An 18,662-nucleotide genomic window follows, 5' to 3' on the forward strand; every position below is an offset into this window, starting at 1 on the left:
ATGAAACAATTTTAAAATATAATAAAATAAGTCTCTATATATATGATAAATTTCTAGTCAAACAACCAACGATTAAAATGGTAAAGCACTGATGATAAAAATTAAAAATTTTCCTGAAAATGCGAGAATTACATTTTTAGGTTCTATTTTTAAAGATATAAAAAATAGTGAATGGAATATCACTGTTGGATTAGAAAATGATAAATATTCAACAAAAGATCAGAGATATATACTTAACCATGCTCGTTTTTCTAACATGCCATTATTGGCACGAAATCGTCGATTCAATCAAACTAAACTCTTTACTCCTTTTAATGAGTCTACGATCACTATTAAAATTGATGATTTTCAGAAATGGGATATTTTAATTAATGAATCAGGACAATATATTTTTAGTAATATTGTTAGCGATATTCATGGAAAATACACAGATATTAAAATTATTTTACCTCAAATAGAACTCGCTAGAGTATTATTCTTGCATAATGCCTATCTATCTCGTACCGCATTGGATCAAAGGCGTTTTTCTCGTGAATTTGACATCATAAGAGAAGATAACCGAACTCTTATTAATATTCCTGAATGGTGTAACTTCCCCCCAGCCCAATATGATAATATCGGGATGCGCCGCTTGCTCGCATGGATATTACTCGATACCGAAGCACGCACATCCTTTGAAAGCATCTCAAAGAATCTTTTTGAGGGAAAATATCAGACAAAAATCCGAGAATTCTGGAACTTCAATTTTGTACCACCCTCATTAAAAGGTGCTGAAATCACATTAAAAGTATATTTAAGTCCAAAGAAAAACAAATATTATGTAAATGAAATTCTAGCAATATCAAACTTACCTAGTGAAATTAATCATACAGTCATTTTTTGTAGTCCAACATTTACTGTTAAAAATACTCAAGTAAGTTCTGACGGTTCTTCAGGAGGCAGTAAAGCTCCAAGAAATGAAGATCCTATAATTGATAATGAGAAAGAAGCTAATAGTGATAAGCCAACAGTAATCATTGATTCACCCAAAATAGTAATGACACTCTCATCACCTTTTGAAACAAAAAAAGCAGTAATTAAACATTCTGGTAAAAAGGGTAGACTTAATAACGATGATATAAATACGTTACCTGAACCTGACGTAGGTACAGGTGAATCTAGTATTTTTGGAGAAATTGGCCGAGGAGAGTTTGAAAATTGCCAAGATGAAAGTGATGATCTTGAGCTATTCATGAAACGATTTGAAGCATTTCAAGCTATGATTGAGGAATTCAGATCACAGCATAATATTCTATCAAAATTTAGATTTACCATTTCTAAGCTTCCTGCTGTGAATCGATCCAAGGTACATATGACTGATGATGGTAACTTTCGATGTATCGCTGAAGCACAGCTAGAATTTCAAAATAAACAATTCGTCATTCTAGAAATTGATACCAGCGACAATCGAAAATCACTGTCTACATTAATTATTAAGGTTGATAGTTTGGAAATATGGGATCAACATTTTCAGAGCTTTAAAGAAGACATTATTAAACGCTCTTTACGTTGGCCTACTGCAGAATCCTTAAAAAATATTGGTATTCCCAAAGGTGTTAACCATCCAAAAAACAAATTTGAGATAGCTAAATCTGATAAAGAGTTTAAAGATTGGGTAAAACGATTTACAGAAGTTTTAAAATCTACTTAATAGATTTTTCTATAGCATGAGCAATTGAAAAAAATATCTTTTGTTGTTTGGATATTTCTTAGTTTTATGGGAATTAGCCTTTTAAATATCTGTAACCTCAATGGCATAAGTGCTTTAGCCTTGGAATTGTATCTACTTATATTTAAGATGATACTTTATTACTATTTTTTTTATAGAGTTGAGAATATACTGTGATCTACGATGATACTTTATTTTCAAAAAACCAAATCATGAACGATATAAATTAATTAGTTACCACAAATTTAGGGTGAAACTTTATTACTGGCCTACACTTCACTTCTCAGGAATTATGTAGAGAATTCAGATGACACAACTCACTTGTTTTAAAGCCTATGACATTCGCGGCAAACTCGGCACTGAACTGAATGAAGACATTGCCTATAAAGTTGGGCGTGCTTATGGACAGATCTATCAACCGAAAACCGTGGTGATTGGCTGTGACATCCGCCTTAGCAGTGAAGGTTTAAAACAGGCCACCATTCGCGGTTTAAATGATGCCGGGGTCAATGTTCTAGATCTGGGCATGACCGGCACTGAAGAAGTTTATTTCGGCGCATTTCATCTCGATGTTCAAGGTGGAATTGAAGTAACGGCTAGCCATAATCCGATGGATTATAATGGTATGAAACTGGTACGCGAAAATGCGCGCCCAATCAGTGCCGATACCGGTCTTAAAGAAATCCAGGCTTTAGCAGAATCAGGTAAATTTATTGAAGTCACCCACAAAGGCCGTACTGAAAAATACAATATTCTGCCTGAGTTTATTGATCACCTGATGACTTATATTGATCCGGCAAAAATCCGTCCGATGAAACTGGTGATGAATGCCGGTAATGGGGCTGCAGGTCATGTGGTCGATGCGATTGAACAAAAATTTCAACAGCTGCAGATTCCGGTTGAATTTATCAAAATTCATAATGAAGCCGATGGCAATTTTCCGAACGGGATTCCCAACCCGATTTTAATTGAAAACCGTGACAGCACCCGTAATGCGGTGATTGAACATGGCGCGGATATGGGGATTGCCTGGGATGGTGACTTTGATCGCTGTTTCCTGTTTGATGAAAAAGGCCAGTTTATTGAAGGCTATTATATTGTTGGTCTTTTGGCTCAAGCCTTCTTACTGAAACAATCGGGTGAAAAAATTGTACATGATCCACGTCTGGTCTGGAATACGCTGGATATCGTGGAACAATACCAAGGGATCACCGTTCAGTCGAAGTCAGGCCATGCCTTTATTAAAGATGTGATGCGTGAACACAATGCGGCCTATGGCGGTGAAATGAGTGCCCATCACTATTTCCGTGACTTTGCCTACTGCGACAGCGGCATGATTCCGTGGTTATTGGCGTTATCAGTCTTGTCTGAAACCCAGAAACCATTGTCTAGCCTTGTAGAAGAAATGATCGCCAAATTCCCTTGCTCGGGTGAAATCAATTTCAAAGTATCCGATACTCAGGAAACAATTCAAAAGATTTTCGATCACTATGCCGATCAAAAACCTGCAATTGATCAAACGGATGGCGTCAGCCTGGATTTTGGTGCCTGGCGTGTCAATGTGCGGGCTTCAAATACCGAACCACTCTTACGTTTAAATATCGAAAGCCGTCGTGATCAAAATCCACGACCGATGCAAGACTATGTGGATGAGTTAACTCAGCTGATCCAGAGTTAATACTGCTGTATCACGTACAATAAAAATGGGAGCAATTTTGCTCCCATTTTATTCATACAAATTCAAGCATTTTAGCGATAGCCATTCGGATTTTGCTTCTGCCAGTTCCAGCTGTCGGCAAGCATGTCTTCCAAGCCGTATTGTGGATGCCAACCCAGTTCTGTAACTGCACGTGCATTATCGGCAAATGATGTTGCAACATCACCCTCTCGACGTGGCGAAAATTCAAATTTGACGGGTACACCATTTACTTTTTCAAAAGTATTTTTAACCTGAAGCACAGATGAACCATTGCCTGTTCCAATATTCCAGGCACGACAACCTTGTGCCCCAAGACGGTTATTCAGGGCACATAAATGAGCATTGGCCAGATCGACCACGTGAATATAATCCCGCACACCAGTGCCATCGATGGTGTCATAATCCTGGCCAAAAATAGACAGCTTTTCACGACGACCTACTGCCACCTGGGTCACAAATGGCATTAAATTATTTGGAATTCCTTGCGGATCTTCACCAATTTGCCCACTTTTATGTGCACCAACCGGATTGAAATAACGTAATAAAGCAATCGACCAACGCTTATCGGAGATCGCTAATTTCTCTAATAACTGTTCAACAATCAGTTTGGTATAACCATAATTATTACTCGGCATGCCTGTTGGCATATCTTCATTCAGCGGAGATGTATTTGCTTCATCATAAACTGTTGCCGATGAGCTAAAAACCAAATTAAATACACCTGCCCGTTCCATTGCTTTGACCAAGCTAATTGAACCTGCAATATTATTATCGAAATAGGTCAATGGAATTTGCTGACTTTCCCCTACAGCTTTTAAACCTGCAAAATGAATCACTGCATCAATGGAATGCTGCTGAAAAACCTGATCCAGAACCTGTGCATCACGAATATCACCTTCAACAAAGGCTAAGGTTTTTCCGGTCAGTACCTGCACACGGTTCAGGGATTCTTCTGAGCTATTACAAAGATTATCCAGAACCACAACCTCATGTCCCGAATTTAACAGTTCCACACAGGTATGCGAGCCAATATAACCTGCCCCACCGGTCACTAAAATTTTAGCCATGTTTTTTTCCCAATAATATTTGGATTAAACCTTGAGTAGAGGCATCTAAACTCGAAATATCCTGCACATCACCATTTAAAATGGGTAATAGCTGATTGGCAATTTCCTTACCTTTTTCCACGCCCCATTGATCGAATGGATTGATATTCCAAAGTACAGATTGTACGAACACCTTATGTTCATACATGGCAATTAGCATGCCTAAACTATAGGGATTCAATTCTTGTAATAAAATGGTACTGCTCGGTTGATTACCCAAATACTGTTGATAAGGTGCTAAATCTTCTAATACATTTTGATCAAGCGCCTGATTACCAAATGCCAATAAACGTGACTGTGCCAAACAATTGGATAAGGCTAAATGATGCTGTTCAACTAATGCATCTGCATTATCTATATAGGTAAACTGGTTAGAATTATAACGTTGCACTGGTGCAATAAAGTCACAACTCACTGCCTGTGTACCCTGATGTAACAATTGATAAAAGGCGTGCTGGGCATTTGGTCCCACTTCACCCCAAACGATTGGACAGGTATCTAATTCTACTTTTTCACCATTACGTTGAATCGACTTACCATTTGATTCCATTTCTAGCTGTTGCAAATAAGAGGCAAAGTATTTTAAACGGCCATCATACGGCAGTACTGCATGCGTTTGAATATCAAGAAAATTATTGTTCCAAACCCCGAGCAAGCCCATCAGTACGGGAATATTCTGACTTAAAGGCGCAGTTTGGAAATGTTGATCGATGGCATGTGCGCCTGCAAGCAATTGCTTGAAGCCTTCCACACCGATCGTTAAAGCAATAGGGAAGCCAATACATGACCAGAGAGAATAACGCCCGCCAACCCAATCCCAAAGTAGAAATTGATTTTCCTCAGCAATCCCCCATTCAGTCATTTTTTCAGGTTTGGTCGATACACCTACAAAATGGTGCTTGAGGACTTGAACATGTTGACCGAATGCCTTTTCTAGCCACAAACGCGCCGTTTGTGCATTGGATAAGGTATCAATGGTACCAAATGACTTGGATGAAATAATAAACAGGGTGGTTTCAGGACGCAGCTTATGCAGCAATTCGGATAACTGACTACCATCAATAGTCGAAACAAAATGTACACTGAGGGGTTTTGCAGTCGCTTGCTTAAAATCAGATAAAGCCTGTGTCACCATCAGTGGTCCAAGGTCTGATCCACCGACCCCAATATTCACTACATCCTGAATGACTTCACCAGTTGCACCGCGACATTGCCCTGCATGGATTTTTTCGACCAAGGCAAACATTCGCTGTAATTGCGAATGTACTTGAGTGGAAAGCCGTGAATGTACTGAATCATTTTCAGGAAGACGCAAAGCCCAATGCATTGCAGAGCGGTGCTCGGTATAGTTAATTTCTTCTGTTGAAAAAAGTCTTTTAATCCATGATTTTAAATCTTGTGCGTGCGCCCACTGCACAAGTAAATCAATCACTTTTTGATCTACACGATGTTTACTAAAATCATAAACAATCGGATCTAGATCTACAGAGAATTTATGAAAGCGTTCATTATCTTCTTTAAATAATTCTGTTAAATGCTTATGTTCAAATTCATTTTTCAGAAAATTCAATCGAGTAATAATAGTATTTAAATTCTCTACGGGATAAGGCTGAATATTCTGTACCATTAGCGCCCCACTCCCATATAAGCAAAACCTTGTGCTTTGACATAATCAGGATCAAAAATATTACGACCATCTAAAATTAAGGGATGCTGCATGGTTTGGAGCAGTTTCTTGTAATCTGGACTCCAGTATTGCTTCCACGCAGTCAGTAAACACAACGCATGGCTATCTTTTACAGCTTCATATTGATCCGTACAATAAATCAAGTCTTCACGATGACCATATGTTTTTTCAATTTCAGCAAGTGCTTGAGGATCATGGAGTTGCACCTTAACCCCTTGTGCCCATAATGCATTCAGCATGACATGAATAGGAGATTGTTGAATACGAGAGGTATTTTCCTTAAATGAAGCTCCCCAAATGGCGACTGTTTTGCCTTTTAAGTCACCATTAAAATAGTTCCATAATTTTCTAAATAATAGCTCTTTTTGTTGTTCGTTAATTTCCCAAACTTGAGCCAGTAATTGGCTTTTAACCCCAGTACCAGAAACCGTATTTGCTAAAGTCATAATGTCGTGTGAGAAGTTTTCCCCACCAAAGCCCGTACCTGGATACAAATATGACGCACCAATTCGGCTGTCTGCGGCCATACCCTGACGGACATGTTCAATATCAATGCCTAGTTTTTCCGCAACTACAGCTAAATCATTAATATAGCTAATGCGCGTTGCTAACATGCCGGAAATACTGAGTTTGGTAAATTCAGCATCAAGAATTGGCATAAATAGATATTGTTGCTGACGCGGAAATAAAGGACGCAACAATTCCCTGACTTTGTTTTGAACTGCAGATTGAGTACAGCCGACGATCAGCTGTTCGGCTTGGGTCATACTTGGTAGCGCATTACCTTCTTGAATAATATCAGGTAAATAAATCCAATCATCTTCAGATAGCATTTTTTGAAATTTTTCAGTGCCATGCAACCCCAAAGTTGAAGCATTAATCATCAATTTAGGATGAATAATGGGTCGTTGTTTGAGCTCTTTTAAAATTTCGATGCCTTGTGCTTCTTCAGCAGGGCTTAAACTAAAAAAATAAACATCGATATCTAAAGAAATTTCATTGAAGTTGCAGTATTGAAGAAATCCATTTTTTGCTTGTTTTTCCAATAAATGCTTAACCGCTTCATCTTGTGCATAAGCCTGTTCTGACGATGTTTTTTTTAATACATCACACCAATACACCTGATGTCCACACTCTGCCAATAAAGCTGCCATTACACCTGCATAAAGGGTTTGTCCAAATACCGCAACTTTCATAGAAGCTCCTAGCTTTATAATTTTATAGTTTTAATTCTTTGATTAACCCTTTAAATGTATCACCTAATTGAGGATGATCAATACCATAATGAAGTACTGCTTTTAAATAACCAATTTTGCTCCCACAATCGAAGGTTTGACCTTTCATACGATAGGCTTCAACAGTTTCTATTTCCTGAAGCATGGCAATAGCATCGGTCAGTTGAATTTCATTACCCGCACCTTTCGGTGTATTTTCAAGTAATTGCATAATTTTTGCAGGCAAAACATAGCGACCAACCACTGAAAGATTGGATGGTGCTGTACCTATTGCAGGTTTTTCAACAATACCCTGCATCACGATACTTTCACCTTCATTCGGTGAATGTTTAACGTCAACAATTCCATATTGATCCACCATATTTTCAGGCACTGCTTCAACCATAATTTGTGAAGATCCCGTAGCTTCAAAACGTGCAATCATTTTCGCTAGATCATTTTCAACTTGATCATCTTTAACTAGTACATCTGGCAATAGAACTGCAAAATCTTCATCTCCTACAATGGCTTTTGCACACAGTACTGCATGACCTAAACCAAGAGGTTGTGGCTGACGAACACTAATCACACTGACATGCGGTGGTAAAATTTCAGTAATTTCTTTAAGCAGATCAAATTTCTTTTTATTTTCTAATGTCGTTTCCAGCTCAAAGTTACGGTCGAAATAGTTTTCAATCGATGCTTTTGAAGAATGCGTCACCAAAATAATTTGTTCTATACCAGCTGCAACAGCTTCCTTCACCACATATTCAATAGCCGGACGATCAACCACCGTCACCATTTCTTTGGGAATCGACTTACTTGCGGGTAAAAAACGTGTGCCTAATCCAGCAACAGGGAGAATCGCTTTTTTGATCATCATCATACCTAAATATTAATTTACTTTAATTTCTTTACCACGTTGATAGCCATCAACATAATGTTCTAATTGCACTAAAGCCCAATCAACATCTTCCTCAACGGCTGTCAGTGTATTAATTCTTTCAAAGATTTCAATCAACTCGTTCAAAGGATAATGCTTTTCGAAGGATCTTAAAATACGAGTATGTTGTGTGATCTCGGTATCTTCATGATCAATCAGTAATTCTTCATACAATTTTTCACCTGGACGTAAGCCGGAGTATTGAATTTCAATATCCCCATGCTTCGAATCTGATTCACGAACTGTCAATCCACTTAAGGAAATCATTTGTCGTGCAAGATCTTGAATACGGACAGGTTCACCCATATCCAATAAGAATACATCACCACCTTGTCCCAAAGCACCAGCCTGAATCACCAGCTGTGATGCCTCTGGAATAGTCATAAAATACCGAGTTACATCTGGATGGGTCACAGTGATTGGACCACCTTTAGCAATTTGTTGCTTAAACAAAGGAACGACTGAGCCGGATGAACCTAAAACATTACCAAAACGAACAATACTGACTTGTGTCTGGTTCTGTGCTTCAGCCATGGCTTGACAGTACAATTCTGCCATACGTTTTGATGCACCCATAACGTTGGTCGGACGTACTGCTTTATCTGTTGAAATCAAAACAAAAGTTTCAACACCTTTTTTAACCGCAGCATTTAAGCTAAATGCAGTACCAATCGAATTATTTTTTAATCCAGCGAGTGGATTACACTCAACCAAAGGCACATGCTTATATGCAGCAGCATGATAAATCGTTTGAACTTGATATTGTTCAATCACTCGTTCTAATTTTGCCTGATCAAGCACTGTTCCTAAAATAGGAATAATCTCAATATCGGTATTTAAATTGAGTTCTTTATCAATACCATAGAGCGCAAATTCTGTAAGCTCATAAATCACTAATTTTTGAGGCTTATTTTTAATAATTTGTCGGCAAAGTTCTGAACCAATTGAACCACCTGCACCAGTAACCATCACGACTTTATTCAAGATATTTTTAGCCAATAATTCTTGAATAGGCGGGATAGGATCACGACCTAACAAATCAATAATATCTACTTCTTTGATGTCTGAAACGCGGATTTCACCATCCATCAACCTGGTTAAACCAGGGATTTCAGTAATTTTAAGATGTGCAGGCTCTAAAAACTTAAGTATTTCACTTTTTCGCACACGTCCTACAGAAGGGAGTGCAATAAGTATTTCATCTACCTGTTGTTTTTCAAATAAATTTAAAGCATGTGCAGGATTATAAACTTTTAATCCGCCAATCATTTGACTCGATAATGAAGCATCATCATCAATAAAAAATACCGGTAAATGTTCATCCGATCTGTAGAGTGTGGCTGCCACCTGTTGACCGGCATATCCGGCACCATAAATTGCAACACGTTTACGCGGAATATCGGACTGTAAATAAGACTTCACCACAGCTCGAATAATGCCACGACTTACCCATATCCAGGTAAACATCAAGAAACCAAACATCAAAGGAATCGATGTTGGAATAAAAGCATCTGTCCAATATGCCATTGCATATAGACCTACAACCGTCAGGGCAGTCGCGAGTGCTAATTTAGCAATGAATACCTCATTGAAGGTACGTACAATAAAAAGATAAACACCACAAACCAGTAATGAACAAACCGCCAAAACACTGACCCATAAAGAGCCAAAAGCCAAGTTTGGAACAACCTCTGCGCCAAGGTCAAACTGACGAATGGCATAACAAAGCCAGATAAGAATAGGAAAAATCAAAAAATCTAAAACGATTAAAAAGCTTTGTTTCTTATGTCTTGATGCTGTAGCGAATGGAACAATAATTGATTTCACTGGAAAGGCTTCTTTTTTCAATTCGATTATTTTATCTAGATTAAATCTCTCTTGATTTAATCTAAATCCCATGCATTTAATCCACCTATTTTATAATGTGGAGCATATATTTTTACGCTCCACATTACTCAATGCACTATTAAAGCTGGTTAATCACATACTGGATACCCGCTACAGTTTTATTCATGCTCTCTTGGCTTAAAGTAGGGTGAACTAAAAACATCAAGCTAGTTTCACCTAACTGTTGAGCATTTACCAAGCGTGTTTTAGGTCGCCATGGCGTATTATCAAATGCATGTTCTAGATAAACTTCTGAACATGAACCACTAAAGCAAGGCACGCCCGATGCATTGATTTCCTGCATAATGCGGTCACGTGACCATCCTTCTGGTAAAGCCTCAGTATTGACCTGTACATAGCATTTATACGCTGCATGGACATAATCTGCGGATGGACGATGCACGGTAAAATATGAACTGCTTTCAAATGCTGCTAAAACTTTTTCCATATTTTCTGTACGTTTTTGAGTCCATTCAACCATTTTTGTCAGCTGAATACGCCCAATTGCCGCCTGCATTTCCATCATGCGCCAGTTGGTGCCAAATGAGTCATGCAACCAGCGGAACCCTGGTGGATGTTGTTTGTTATAGATGCTGTCAAAATTTTTACCATGGTCTTTATAGGACCACATTTTCTTCCAAAGCGACTCATCATTGGTGGTGACCATGCCGCCTTCACCGCCAGTGCTCATGATCTTGTCTTGACAGAATGACCAAGCAGCAATATGACCAATGGAGCCGGCAGTTTTACCTTTGTACATTGCGCCATGTGCTTGAGCACAGTCTTCAATCACGTATAAGCCTTTCTCGGTCGCTAATTGCATGATCGGATCCATATCACACATCCAACCGGCCAAATGCACACAAATAATAGCTTTGGTGTTTGGTGTGATAGCTGCTTCAATAGTGCGACGTGAAATATTCTGAGAATCCAGTTCCACATCGGCAAATACTGGATTTGCACCTGCTGTGACAATTGAACTGGCAGAAGCTAAAAAAGTACGGGAAGTGACAATCACATCATCCCCTGCTCCAATGCCTAAGGCCTTAAGCGCCACATCTAAAGCAACTGTACCGTTGGCAAGTGCTACTGCATATTGAGTTCCAGCAAACTGTGCAAATTCTTTTTCGAACTCACGGCATTCTTGTCCCGTCCAATAGTTCACTTTATTTGAAAGTAAAACTTTAGATACAGCATCAGCCTCTTGTTGAGTAAAGCTTGGCCATGGTTCAAATGCAGTATTTAACATTACCTATTCCTAGATTTTAAAAGGTTTGAAAAATTATTTTTTCTCTAAAATTCGTGCAGGATTGCCGACAACTGTCACTCCTGCAGGTACACTTTTAGTGACAACGGCTCCCATGCCTATAATTGCACCCTTGCCAATGACTAAAGGTTTGTCTGGGGTACCTTGTTTAATCACTGCACCAGTACCGATATAAGCGTGATCTTGGATGTGAATATTACCATTACATTTCACACCAGGTGCAAAAGTTACATAATCCCCTATCACACAGTCATGCTCAACATAACTATACAAATTAGCATGAAAGCATTTACCAATTTTGATATTTGAAGTGATTGATACAAAGGGACTTAAAGCAGCACCTTTCGCAATTTCCACACAATCCATAATGATCGTATTATTCGCTTGAACCGACCAAAGCTCAATTTGATCTTTTTCTAACTTATTCGCCAGTTTTTGACGAACTTGGCTATTCGCAATGCCAATTAAAACAAACTTTTTTTCAGCAAATAAAGCTTTGAAAGCATCATAATTTAATGCAATATGACCGTTAATTTGGCTAGATTCAGTCAGACTATCATCAATAAAATAAATCTGTGCAGTAATATTTTGACGAGCGAGATGTTCTCGTGCTACCGGCATTAAGCTGCGGCCACACCCAGAAGCACCATAAATTGCATAGACTTCAGTCATTATTTTGATTCACTTTACTACCAGTAAACTTGGTCATTGTGACTTCACCTGCTTCATTAATATCGTCTTTAGCTAAAACTTTATGTACCGTTTTAAACATGATTTTAAAATCAAGCAGTGTCGACTGATTTTCAACATACCAGGTATCCAGCTTAAACTTTTCTTCCCAGCTTATAGCATTACGCCCATTGACTTGTGCATGACCTGTCATACCAGGACGCACATTATGGCGTTTGGCTTGTTCTTCATTATATAAAGGTAAATATTCTGTTAATAATGGGCGGGGGCCAACGATGCTCATGTCACCTTTAATCACATTCCAGAGCTCTGGCATTTCATCCAGACTGGTTGAACGCAACATTTTACCAAAGGGTGTTAAACGTTCACTGTCCGGTAATGGATTACCTTGCGCATCTATTGCATCTTTCATGGTACGGAACTTAATCATTTCAAATGGCTTGCCATGCAAACCCGGACGTACTTGGCGGAATAACACTGGTGAGCCTAAATTCTTTTTAACTTTACGTGCGACAATAAAGTAAAGTGGAGAAAGTAAAATCAAGGCTATTGAAGCGATGGTAATATCAAGTAAACGTTTCATTATTTTTTTCTTCAAAATCCTGAAAAATGATTCGTTCTAATTTATCAGCTAATTTAGTGTAATCTAAATGCTGTAAAACAAATTTACGGCCATTTTTACCTAAATTACTTCGCTCTTGATCGGTTAACTGATACATCTGTTGAATTGCTTGAGCAATTAATAAAGGGTCTTCTGCTTCAATACTAATCCCAGCATTCGCCTGTTGTACAAAATCTCCTGCACCAGAAAAGGAATGAATAATAGGCTTACCAGAATATAAATATTCTGGTAACTTATTGGCAGCAACTCCCAACCGATACATTTTATTTTTTTGCCAGCCAATATAGCAAACATCAAATTTTTCTAATATTGACTGAATTTGTTTTTTAGGAATTGACTCAATAAAGGTAATATTGCTTAAACTCTTTTCTTTCATTTTTTGGATGAGATTTTCTTTTTCCTTACCATCTCCAACTAAAACAAAATGGATATGATTATTCTCTGCTACCAACTGTGCAGCTTCTATTAAATAATCCATGGCATTAGCAATACCAATTGTTCCAGTATAACCAATAATAAATTTATCTTTCGGTATTTGTTTAATAATTTTAATATCTAGAGGTTCTTTTTTTTCTACTTCTTGTAAGGAGACACCATTTGGAATCCAATGAAATTTCACTTTATCTAATCCTCTCAATTGCATATGTTCTATAGCATTAAAAAAATTAGAAAAAACAAAATCAGCCCTTTTATAAGCTCGATCTTCAATCCATTGTAAAAGTTTTATGAAAGGGTGGTTGTTTGAGTAACCGCCCAATTCAACTAAAGTTAATGGCCAAGGATCTCTAACTTCAAAAATTAAAGAGCAATCAAAAAAATCAGCTAGTTTTTTTGCACCCAAGTATCCAATTAAAGCTGGAGATGAATATAAAATTGCATTTGGTTTATGATCAATAATATTTTTTATTTTTCTTAATTTCCAAGCAAATCTAAACTCATTAATGATTCTTTCTTTACTATGAGCTCCCCCATAATTAGGTAATTTAACCCAAACAAAATTAAAATTTGGCATAATATTTTCAATTAAATATTCACCTTCAATTTTTTTAGGATGACGTAATAAATGGCTATAAGAACCTGCTATTATATAGACCTGATGACCTTTTTTCGCTAACTCTTGAGCAAGATAATAATGTCTACCCCCCATTGCTGTTTCTGGGGTAGAAGAGTATTGATTAATAAACCAAAAAACCTTGTGTTCTGACATATTTATACTTTCACCTTACTATCAGCAATAACCGATTGAAAAACACTTATCATATTGGTTACACTCGCATCCCAAACATAGTTATCAAGTATATGCTGCTGTGCATTTTTAGCATATGATGCTATTAATTCTGGATAAATAACTAATTTTTGCATTGCATCTGCTGCTGCATTTACATTTTCACTTTCAACAATAATACCAGTTTCGTTATTTATTACTAATTCAGGCAGACCTCCTACATTTGAAACAATAACAGGACATTGATTCAAACCTGCTTCCAGAATTGCAACACCAAAACTTTCACTCCTACTCAAAGCAACATATATATCTAACTTTGCTAACTCTGTAGGTACTTGATCATGAGAAACCTGACCTACAAATTCAACGACATCAGATATTTTTAAATTCGCAACTAATCTCACCAATTTTTGCAATTCAGCCCCACCGCCAACTATACGCAGGGAAAGCTTTTTTTCTAAATCTGGGCGGGTATATTTTAGATGGGATTTTAACTGAGCAAATGCCTGAATAAGCAAATCTATTCCATACACTGGTTTTAAAGATTTAACTGTACCAATAACGATCTTATCTTCTAACAAATATCCTGATGCTGAATAATTTCGCTTTATATAAAAAACCTCTTTATCAATACCAAAAGGTGTAATAAAAATAGGCTTTTTTAAAGTAACCAATTTATTTGTTTCTAAAGCCATATTATGACCTGTTGAAGCAATAGCATCTGCGGCCAATAAATTCTTTTTCACTAACCATTTATGAAGAAATGACTTTTTAGGGAATAAATAAATATCACTCCCCCATACCGAAAGTATATAGGGATGATAGTTAACTAAACGTGCAGTTGTACCATACCCACTTGCATAATGAGCATTTACAATATCCGGCTTGATTTCTAGTAATATTTTTTTTACCTGGGATACCATTAAAAAATATCCTAAAACTCCACGATTAGGTAATTCATAATAATGAATACCCTCATTAAGCTGATGCATTAAAGGATGTTGACTAATAAGATAAACATCTAGTCCTGCTGCCTGCAATCCATTTGCCCACCGAATTGTATGTATGCTATTTGCACCTGCCAATAAAATTACTTTCATATAGAACCTAAGATATTTATATTTTTAAACTTTTTAAAATTTTTATATAAAAATATAAAAATAAAAGAAACATCATAGCAAAAAAATAAAATATTAAACCTAAATAATATTCAAAAAATGATAAAAATATACCAGAAGTTATGATGGAATAAAACATTAATAAAAAAATATTTTTAATTTTATTTTTCATCAAAAAAAACATATATAAAGAAAAGTATAATAGAAAAATATAAATTGGAGCAATCACTGGACCTAAACCATGAAAAAGGGTTCCAAATGCTGTATTTACATTACTAATATTAACATTAATATTATTAATATAAAAAAAAGCAGGACCTACATTAGAAACATAATTATTATTCCCAATAATAAATTCTTTTAAGTTTATAATAGCACTAAAACACATGCCTAAATAAGGTTTAGTCGGAATAGATGATCCAAATAGCTGATTAGCACCTTGAACACCAGCAACAAAATAACCAATAACATGCTGAAACATTTCTACTGCACTAGCATCAACATCACCAGAAGCATTTCTAAAAATATAAGTTACCATCATAAAAGAGATACCCAAAATTGGGGACAAAACAATTAATAATTTATTTGGCCAAATATTATAATAATAACCCTTAAATAAAACACCTCCAATAATTGCAATAAACATCCATCCTCGAGTACCATAAAGAAATAAAGGTATCATACTCATTATTATAAATATAACATTAGTAAATTTTAATTTTTCATAAGCCCCATAAAAAAATACAACACATAAAATTAGTAATAGAGTTGTTATACCAGAAAAACCAGCACCTAAAGATTCTTTCATATTTAAAAAAGAAAATCCCATCCCATATAAAATTATTAATTGAAAAACCTTCAAAATAACAAGAGTTTTGAAAAAGTAAGATAAATATTTTATTTGAGTAAAATCTTTTTCAATATTATTTTTTTTACTATAATCATAATTCTGACTTTTCGATATAATTTTAACAAAAATAGATGATAAAAAAATAGAAAAAAAACCTAATAAAAAATATATATAAAGTAAATTATTACTAATTACATAAAACCCCATTTTTACACCAATTAACTGGTTAAAAATCAATAAAAATACAATTGGAGAAGTAGTTAAAACATAAGGTGTTGCAATACTATGCCAGATGTTTAACTCTATTGTTAGTGTAAAAAAGTAGAATATTATGAAAAAAATAAAAAAAAGCATATTAAAAAATATCCAAATTATTTATAGCATTATTTAAATAATAACCTGAGTTAATCCTCTTCTGCTCAATATTTAAAAAACTGTTATCGACATTGATAATTTTTTCACCTATATAAGATAATTCACGTAGACTAACAATTCCTATTCCAATAGAGTTATCCTGAAGATGCTTAAGTAATACGGCTTCATTCCAAATAATAACTGAAATTCTATTACTCAAATAAAATGAAGTTTTATGTGGAAGATTTTTTCGCAAATATTCACCATAATTTCCGGCACAAGTTTCAATTGAATCTCCATCCCAAACTAGACCAAATATACTCCCTCCAAAGTAATTCACTCGAGTATCTGAATTAAAAACTCCCAAGTATTTTACATTTTCTTTTAATTCAATATTTTTATCTAAATTATCTCCCATTAAATAAAATCGCACATCATTTATTTTTTCCAGTTGGTCTAAATATCCAACTTTCTTTTTATCTAGATTTCCAGCAATTAATACATTAAATTTATATTTTTCAGAATCTTCTGTTAAATCAATTTCAATTACACTAGATGGCACTTCACTAACATAATAATCCCATAAGTCTAAATTCACTATTTGCTTATTCTTTATATTTAATTCCTTTTCAATATAAGATGTTAATACAGCGTTTAGAGAAATAATATAATCAGAAAATTCAAGATCTAAAGCTTCTATTTCCTTATCACTCTTAGCTCGAATACTTTCTAGATCATGAACCAAAAATATTGTTTTTATATTTTTTATATTTTTATAAAATTTTAAAATATTTCTCTGCCCAATATTATGTGGATATTGAACAAAAAGCACACTTCCTTTTTTTATTAAAAATGGAAATAAAATAAAATTTATAGCCAACAATAAAAATTTTAAATATATATTTTGAGAATTGTAATATTTAAGAGATTTATAACCTTTTTTTTCCAAAAAATAGCTAACATCTAACCTAGCCTTTCCTCCCCCCGTTTTTCTTTTCAAAGTAGAATGATTATCCCATGAATAAAAATTCATTTTTTTCCTCGCATTAAAACTATTAACATCATGATCAAAATACAAGCCTCAACTAAAACAGCTAGGATAGTAGCTCCTACTACACCATACTCACTAATAATAGGAATAGATAATACAAGAGTTATAAAACAAGCACTAAACCAAATTTTATTTAATGCAGACGAGTATCCTTTTGGAATAAGTGCTTGTATGGCTATCACACTAGACATTCCTACCAGTACAGGCATTACAGCAAGAATATATATTACGGAATAAATATTAGGGAGGCTCTCAGCATTTAGAAACTGAATAATTTTATCTGAAAAAATTAGTAATAATATACCACCAAAAATAGTTACTAAAAAAGTAAATAACATTGATAAATGCAGAAGCCTATCTGCCTTTTTCAGATCATTTTTTTGTAAAAAAGAAATCCGTGGGAAAATTGCTCTACTTATTGGATTCAGTAAAAATCTCACAGCTTTTTGAATTTTATCAGCTACAGAATATGTAGCTACTGCTGTATTATTAGATAAAATACCCAATATTACCGGTATACTATTGGTATACAAACTTATCCAAAGTTGTGAAACAAATAATGTGAAGCCATCTATATATGCCAACTTCAAATCTAAAAAATTAATTTTTCTTATTTTATAACCTTTATTATAGAGAAATATAAAACAAATCAATCCTACAATTAAATTATTAATTGATTGAAAAAACAAAGCATAATCTAAATCACTTGTATTTTTTACAAACAAAAAAATGCATAAAAAACAAAGCAACTGAACTATTAATTGAACCAATGCCATAAACTTTAATTGTTCTAAGGCCTGCATTAACCAAACTGGAAAAACCACTGCACCTATAACACCTAAAAAGCCTATCAAAATTAGCTTAAAATTAATAGCTACTTTATCAAAAATTAGTGAGCTAAAAATAAATATTAACAAACACAGTATTATCAACAGACATTGTGCTAAAAAATAACTACTAAATAGCTTATTAACCTCATCTTTATTACTTCTTATTGGGGAAATTTTATTTACAGCAGACCATTGAAAACCATAAGTTACAACAACTACAAAATATTGTAAAATTAATTGTATATATATTATTCTACCCCACCCATCGGAACCTAAAGTTTTTAAAAAATATGGTATCAATAAAAAAGGCAAAATATAGTTAACAATTTGCACAAAACTTAAAGCCATTATATTTTGTACTAAACTAGAATTTAAAACCTTTCTCAAAATTAACAATCTTTTAATTCCTTA

15 protein-coding genes are annotated in these 18,662 nt (G+C 35.1%); 2 read left to right on the forward strand and 13 right to left on the reverse strand.

The genetic code is table 11. The annotated features are described in order from the left end of the window. Positions 1-91 precede the first annotated feature (91 nt). Positions 92-1,690: a Tn7-like element transposition protein TnsE gene (locus B9T23_RS09550; RefSeq protein ID WP_067725779.1), complete on the forward strand. Its 1,599-nt coding sequence runs from the start codon at positions 92-94 to the stop codon at positions 1,688-1,690. Between the two features lie 325 nt (positions 1,691-2,015). Then, complete coding sequence (locus B9T23_RS09555) at positions 2,016-3,386, forward strand: phosphohexomutase domain-containing protein (RefSeq protein ID WP_067725777.1); 1,371 nt, start codon at positions 2,016-2,018, stop codon at positions 3,384-3,386. A gap of 71 nt (positions 3,387-3,457) precedes the next feature. Here B9T23_RS09555 and galE read toward each other — a convergent pair whose 3' ends face one another. The 13 genes from galE to B9T23_RS09620 all read right to left on the reverse strand — a co-directional run bounded on the left by galE (position 3,458) and on the right by B9T23_RS09620 (position 18,647). After that, complete coding sequence (gene galE / locus B9T23_RS09560; RefSeq protein ID WP_067725775.1) at positions 3,458-4,474, reverse strand: UDP-glucose 4-epimerase GalE; 1,017 nt, start codon at positions 4,472-4,474, stop codon at positions 3,458-3,460. Then, entirely contained in the window at positions 4,467-6,140 is a 1,674-nt protein-coding gene (gene pgi, locus B9T23_RS09565) for a glucose-6-phosphate isomerase (RefSeq protein ID WP_067725773.1), read from the reverse strand. The genes galE and pgi overlap by 8 nt, the downstream gene beginning before the upstream one ends. Next, positions 6,140-7,396 (reverse strand): nucleotide sugar dehydrogenase, encoded by a 1,257-nt coding sequence (locus B9T23_RS09570; protein ID WP_067725771.1) that lies wholly within the window; start codon positions 7,394-7,396, stop codon positions 6,140-6,142. The genes pgi and B9T23_RS09570 overlap by 1 nt, the downstream gene beginning before the upstream one ends. A gap of 22 nt (positions 7,397-7,418) precedes the next feature. Further along, positions 7,419-8,294 (reverse strand): UTP--glucose-1-phosphate uridylyltransferase GalU, encoded by an 876-nt coding sequence (gene galU / locus B9T23_RS09575; RefSeq protein ID WP_067725770.1) that lies wholly within the window; start codon positions 8,292-8,294, stop codon positions 7,419-7,421. Between the two features lie 15 nt (positions 8,295-8,309). Then, positions 8,310-10,184 carry a polysaccharide biosynthesis protein gene (locus tag B9T23_RS09580; protein ID WP_067725956.1) on the reverse strand — a complete coding sequence of 625 codons (1,875 nt, stop codon included), beginning with the start codon at positions 10,182-10,184 and terminating at the stop codon, positions 8,310-8,312. A gap of 139 nt (positions 10,185-10,323) precedes the next feature. Next, positions 10,324-11,493, reverse strand: a complete 1,170-nt coding sequence (locus B9T23_RS09585) for a DegT/DnrJ/EryC1/StrS family aminotransferase (protein WP_086193957.1) — start codon at positions 11,491-11,493, stop codon at positions 10,324-10,326. A 33-nt stretch (positions 11,494-11,526) separates the two neighbouring features. Then, a complete protein-coding gene (locus B9T23_RS09590; protein WP_067725767.1) occupies positions 11,527-12,183 on the reverse strand; it encodes a NeuD/PglB/VioB family sugar acetyltransferase in 657 nt (218 codons plus the stop codon). Then, on the reverse strand, positions 12,176-12,787 hold the full coding sequence (locus B9T23_RS09595) for a sugar transferase (RefSeq protein ID WP_067725954.1): 612 nt from the start codon (positions 12,785-12,787) through the stop codon (positions 12,176-12,178). Before B9T23_RS09595 ends, B9T23_RS09590 begins: the two co-directional genes overlap by 8 nt. Continuing rightward, complete coding sequence (locus B9T23_RS09600; protein ID WP_067725765.1) at positions 12,768-14,030, reverse strand: glycosyltransferase family 4 protein; 1,263 nt, start codon at positions 14,028-14,030, stop codon at positions 12,768-12,770. The genes B9T23_RS09595 and B9T23_RS09600 overlap by 20 nt, the downstream gene beginning before the upstream one ends. Positions 14,031-14,032: 2 nt before the next feature. After that, complete coding sequence (locus B9T23_RS09605) at positions 14,033-15,148, reverse strand: glycosyltransferase (protein ID WP_067725763.1); 1,116 nt, start codon at positions 15,146-15,148, stop codon at positions 14,033-14,035. A 16-nt stretch (positions 15,149-15,164) separates the two neighbouring features. Then, positions 15,165-16,370, reverse strand: a complete 1,206-nt coding sequence (locus B9T23_RS09610; protein ID WP_067725761.1) for an O-antigen polymerase — start codon at positions 16,368-16,370, stop codon at positions 15,165-15,167. A gap of 1 nt (position 16,371) precedes the next feature. Beyond that, a complete protein-coding gene (locus B9T23_RS09615; RefSeq protein ID WP_067725759.1) occupies positions 16,372-17,403 on the reverse strand; it encodes a hypothetical protein in 1,032 nt (343 codons plus the stop codon). Further along, on the reverse strand, positions 17,400-18,647 hold the full coding sequence (locus B9T23_RS09620) for an oligosaccharide flippase family protein (RefSeq protein ID WP_143222514.1): 1,248 nt from the start codon (positions 18,645-18,647) through the stop codon (positions 17,400-17,402). The genes B9T23_RS09615 and B9T23_RS09620 overlap by 4 nt, the downstream gene beginning before the upstream one ends. Positions 18,648-18,662: the final 15 nt, after the last annotated feature.

The organism is Acinetobacter terrae, assembly GCF_002135195.1.
GTDB classification, from domain to species: domain Bacteria; phylum Pseudomonadota; class Gammaproteobacteria; order Pseudomonadales; family Moraxellaceae; genus Acinetobacter; species Acinetobacter terrae.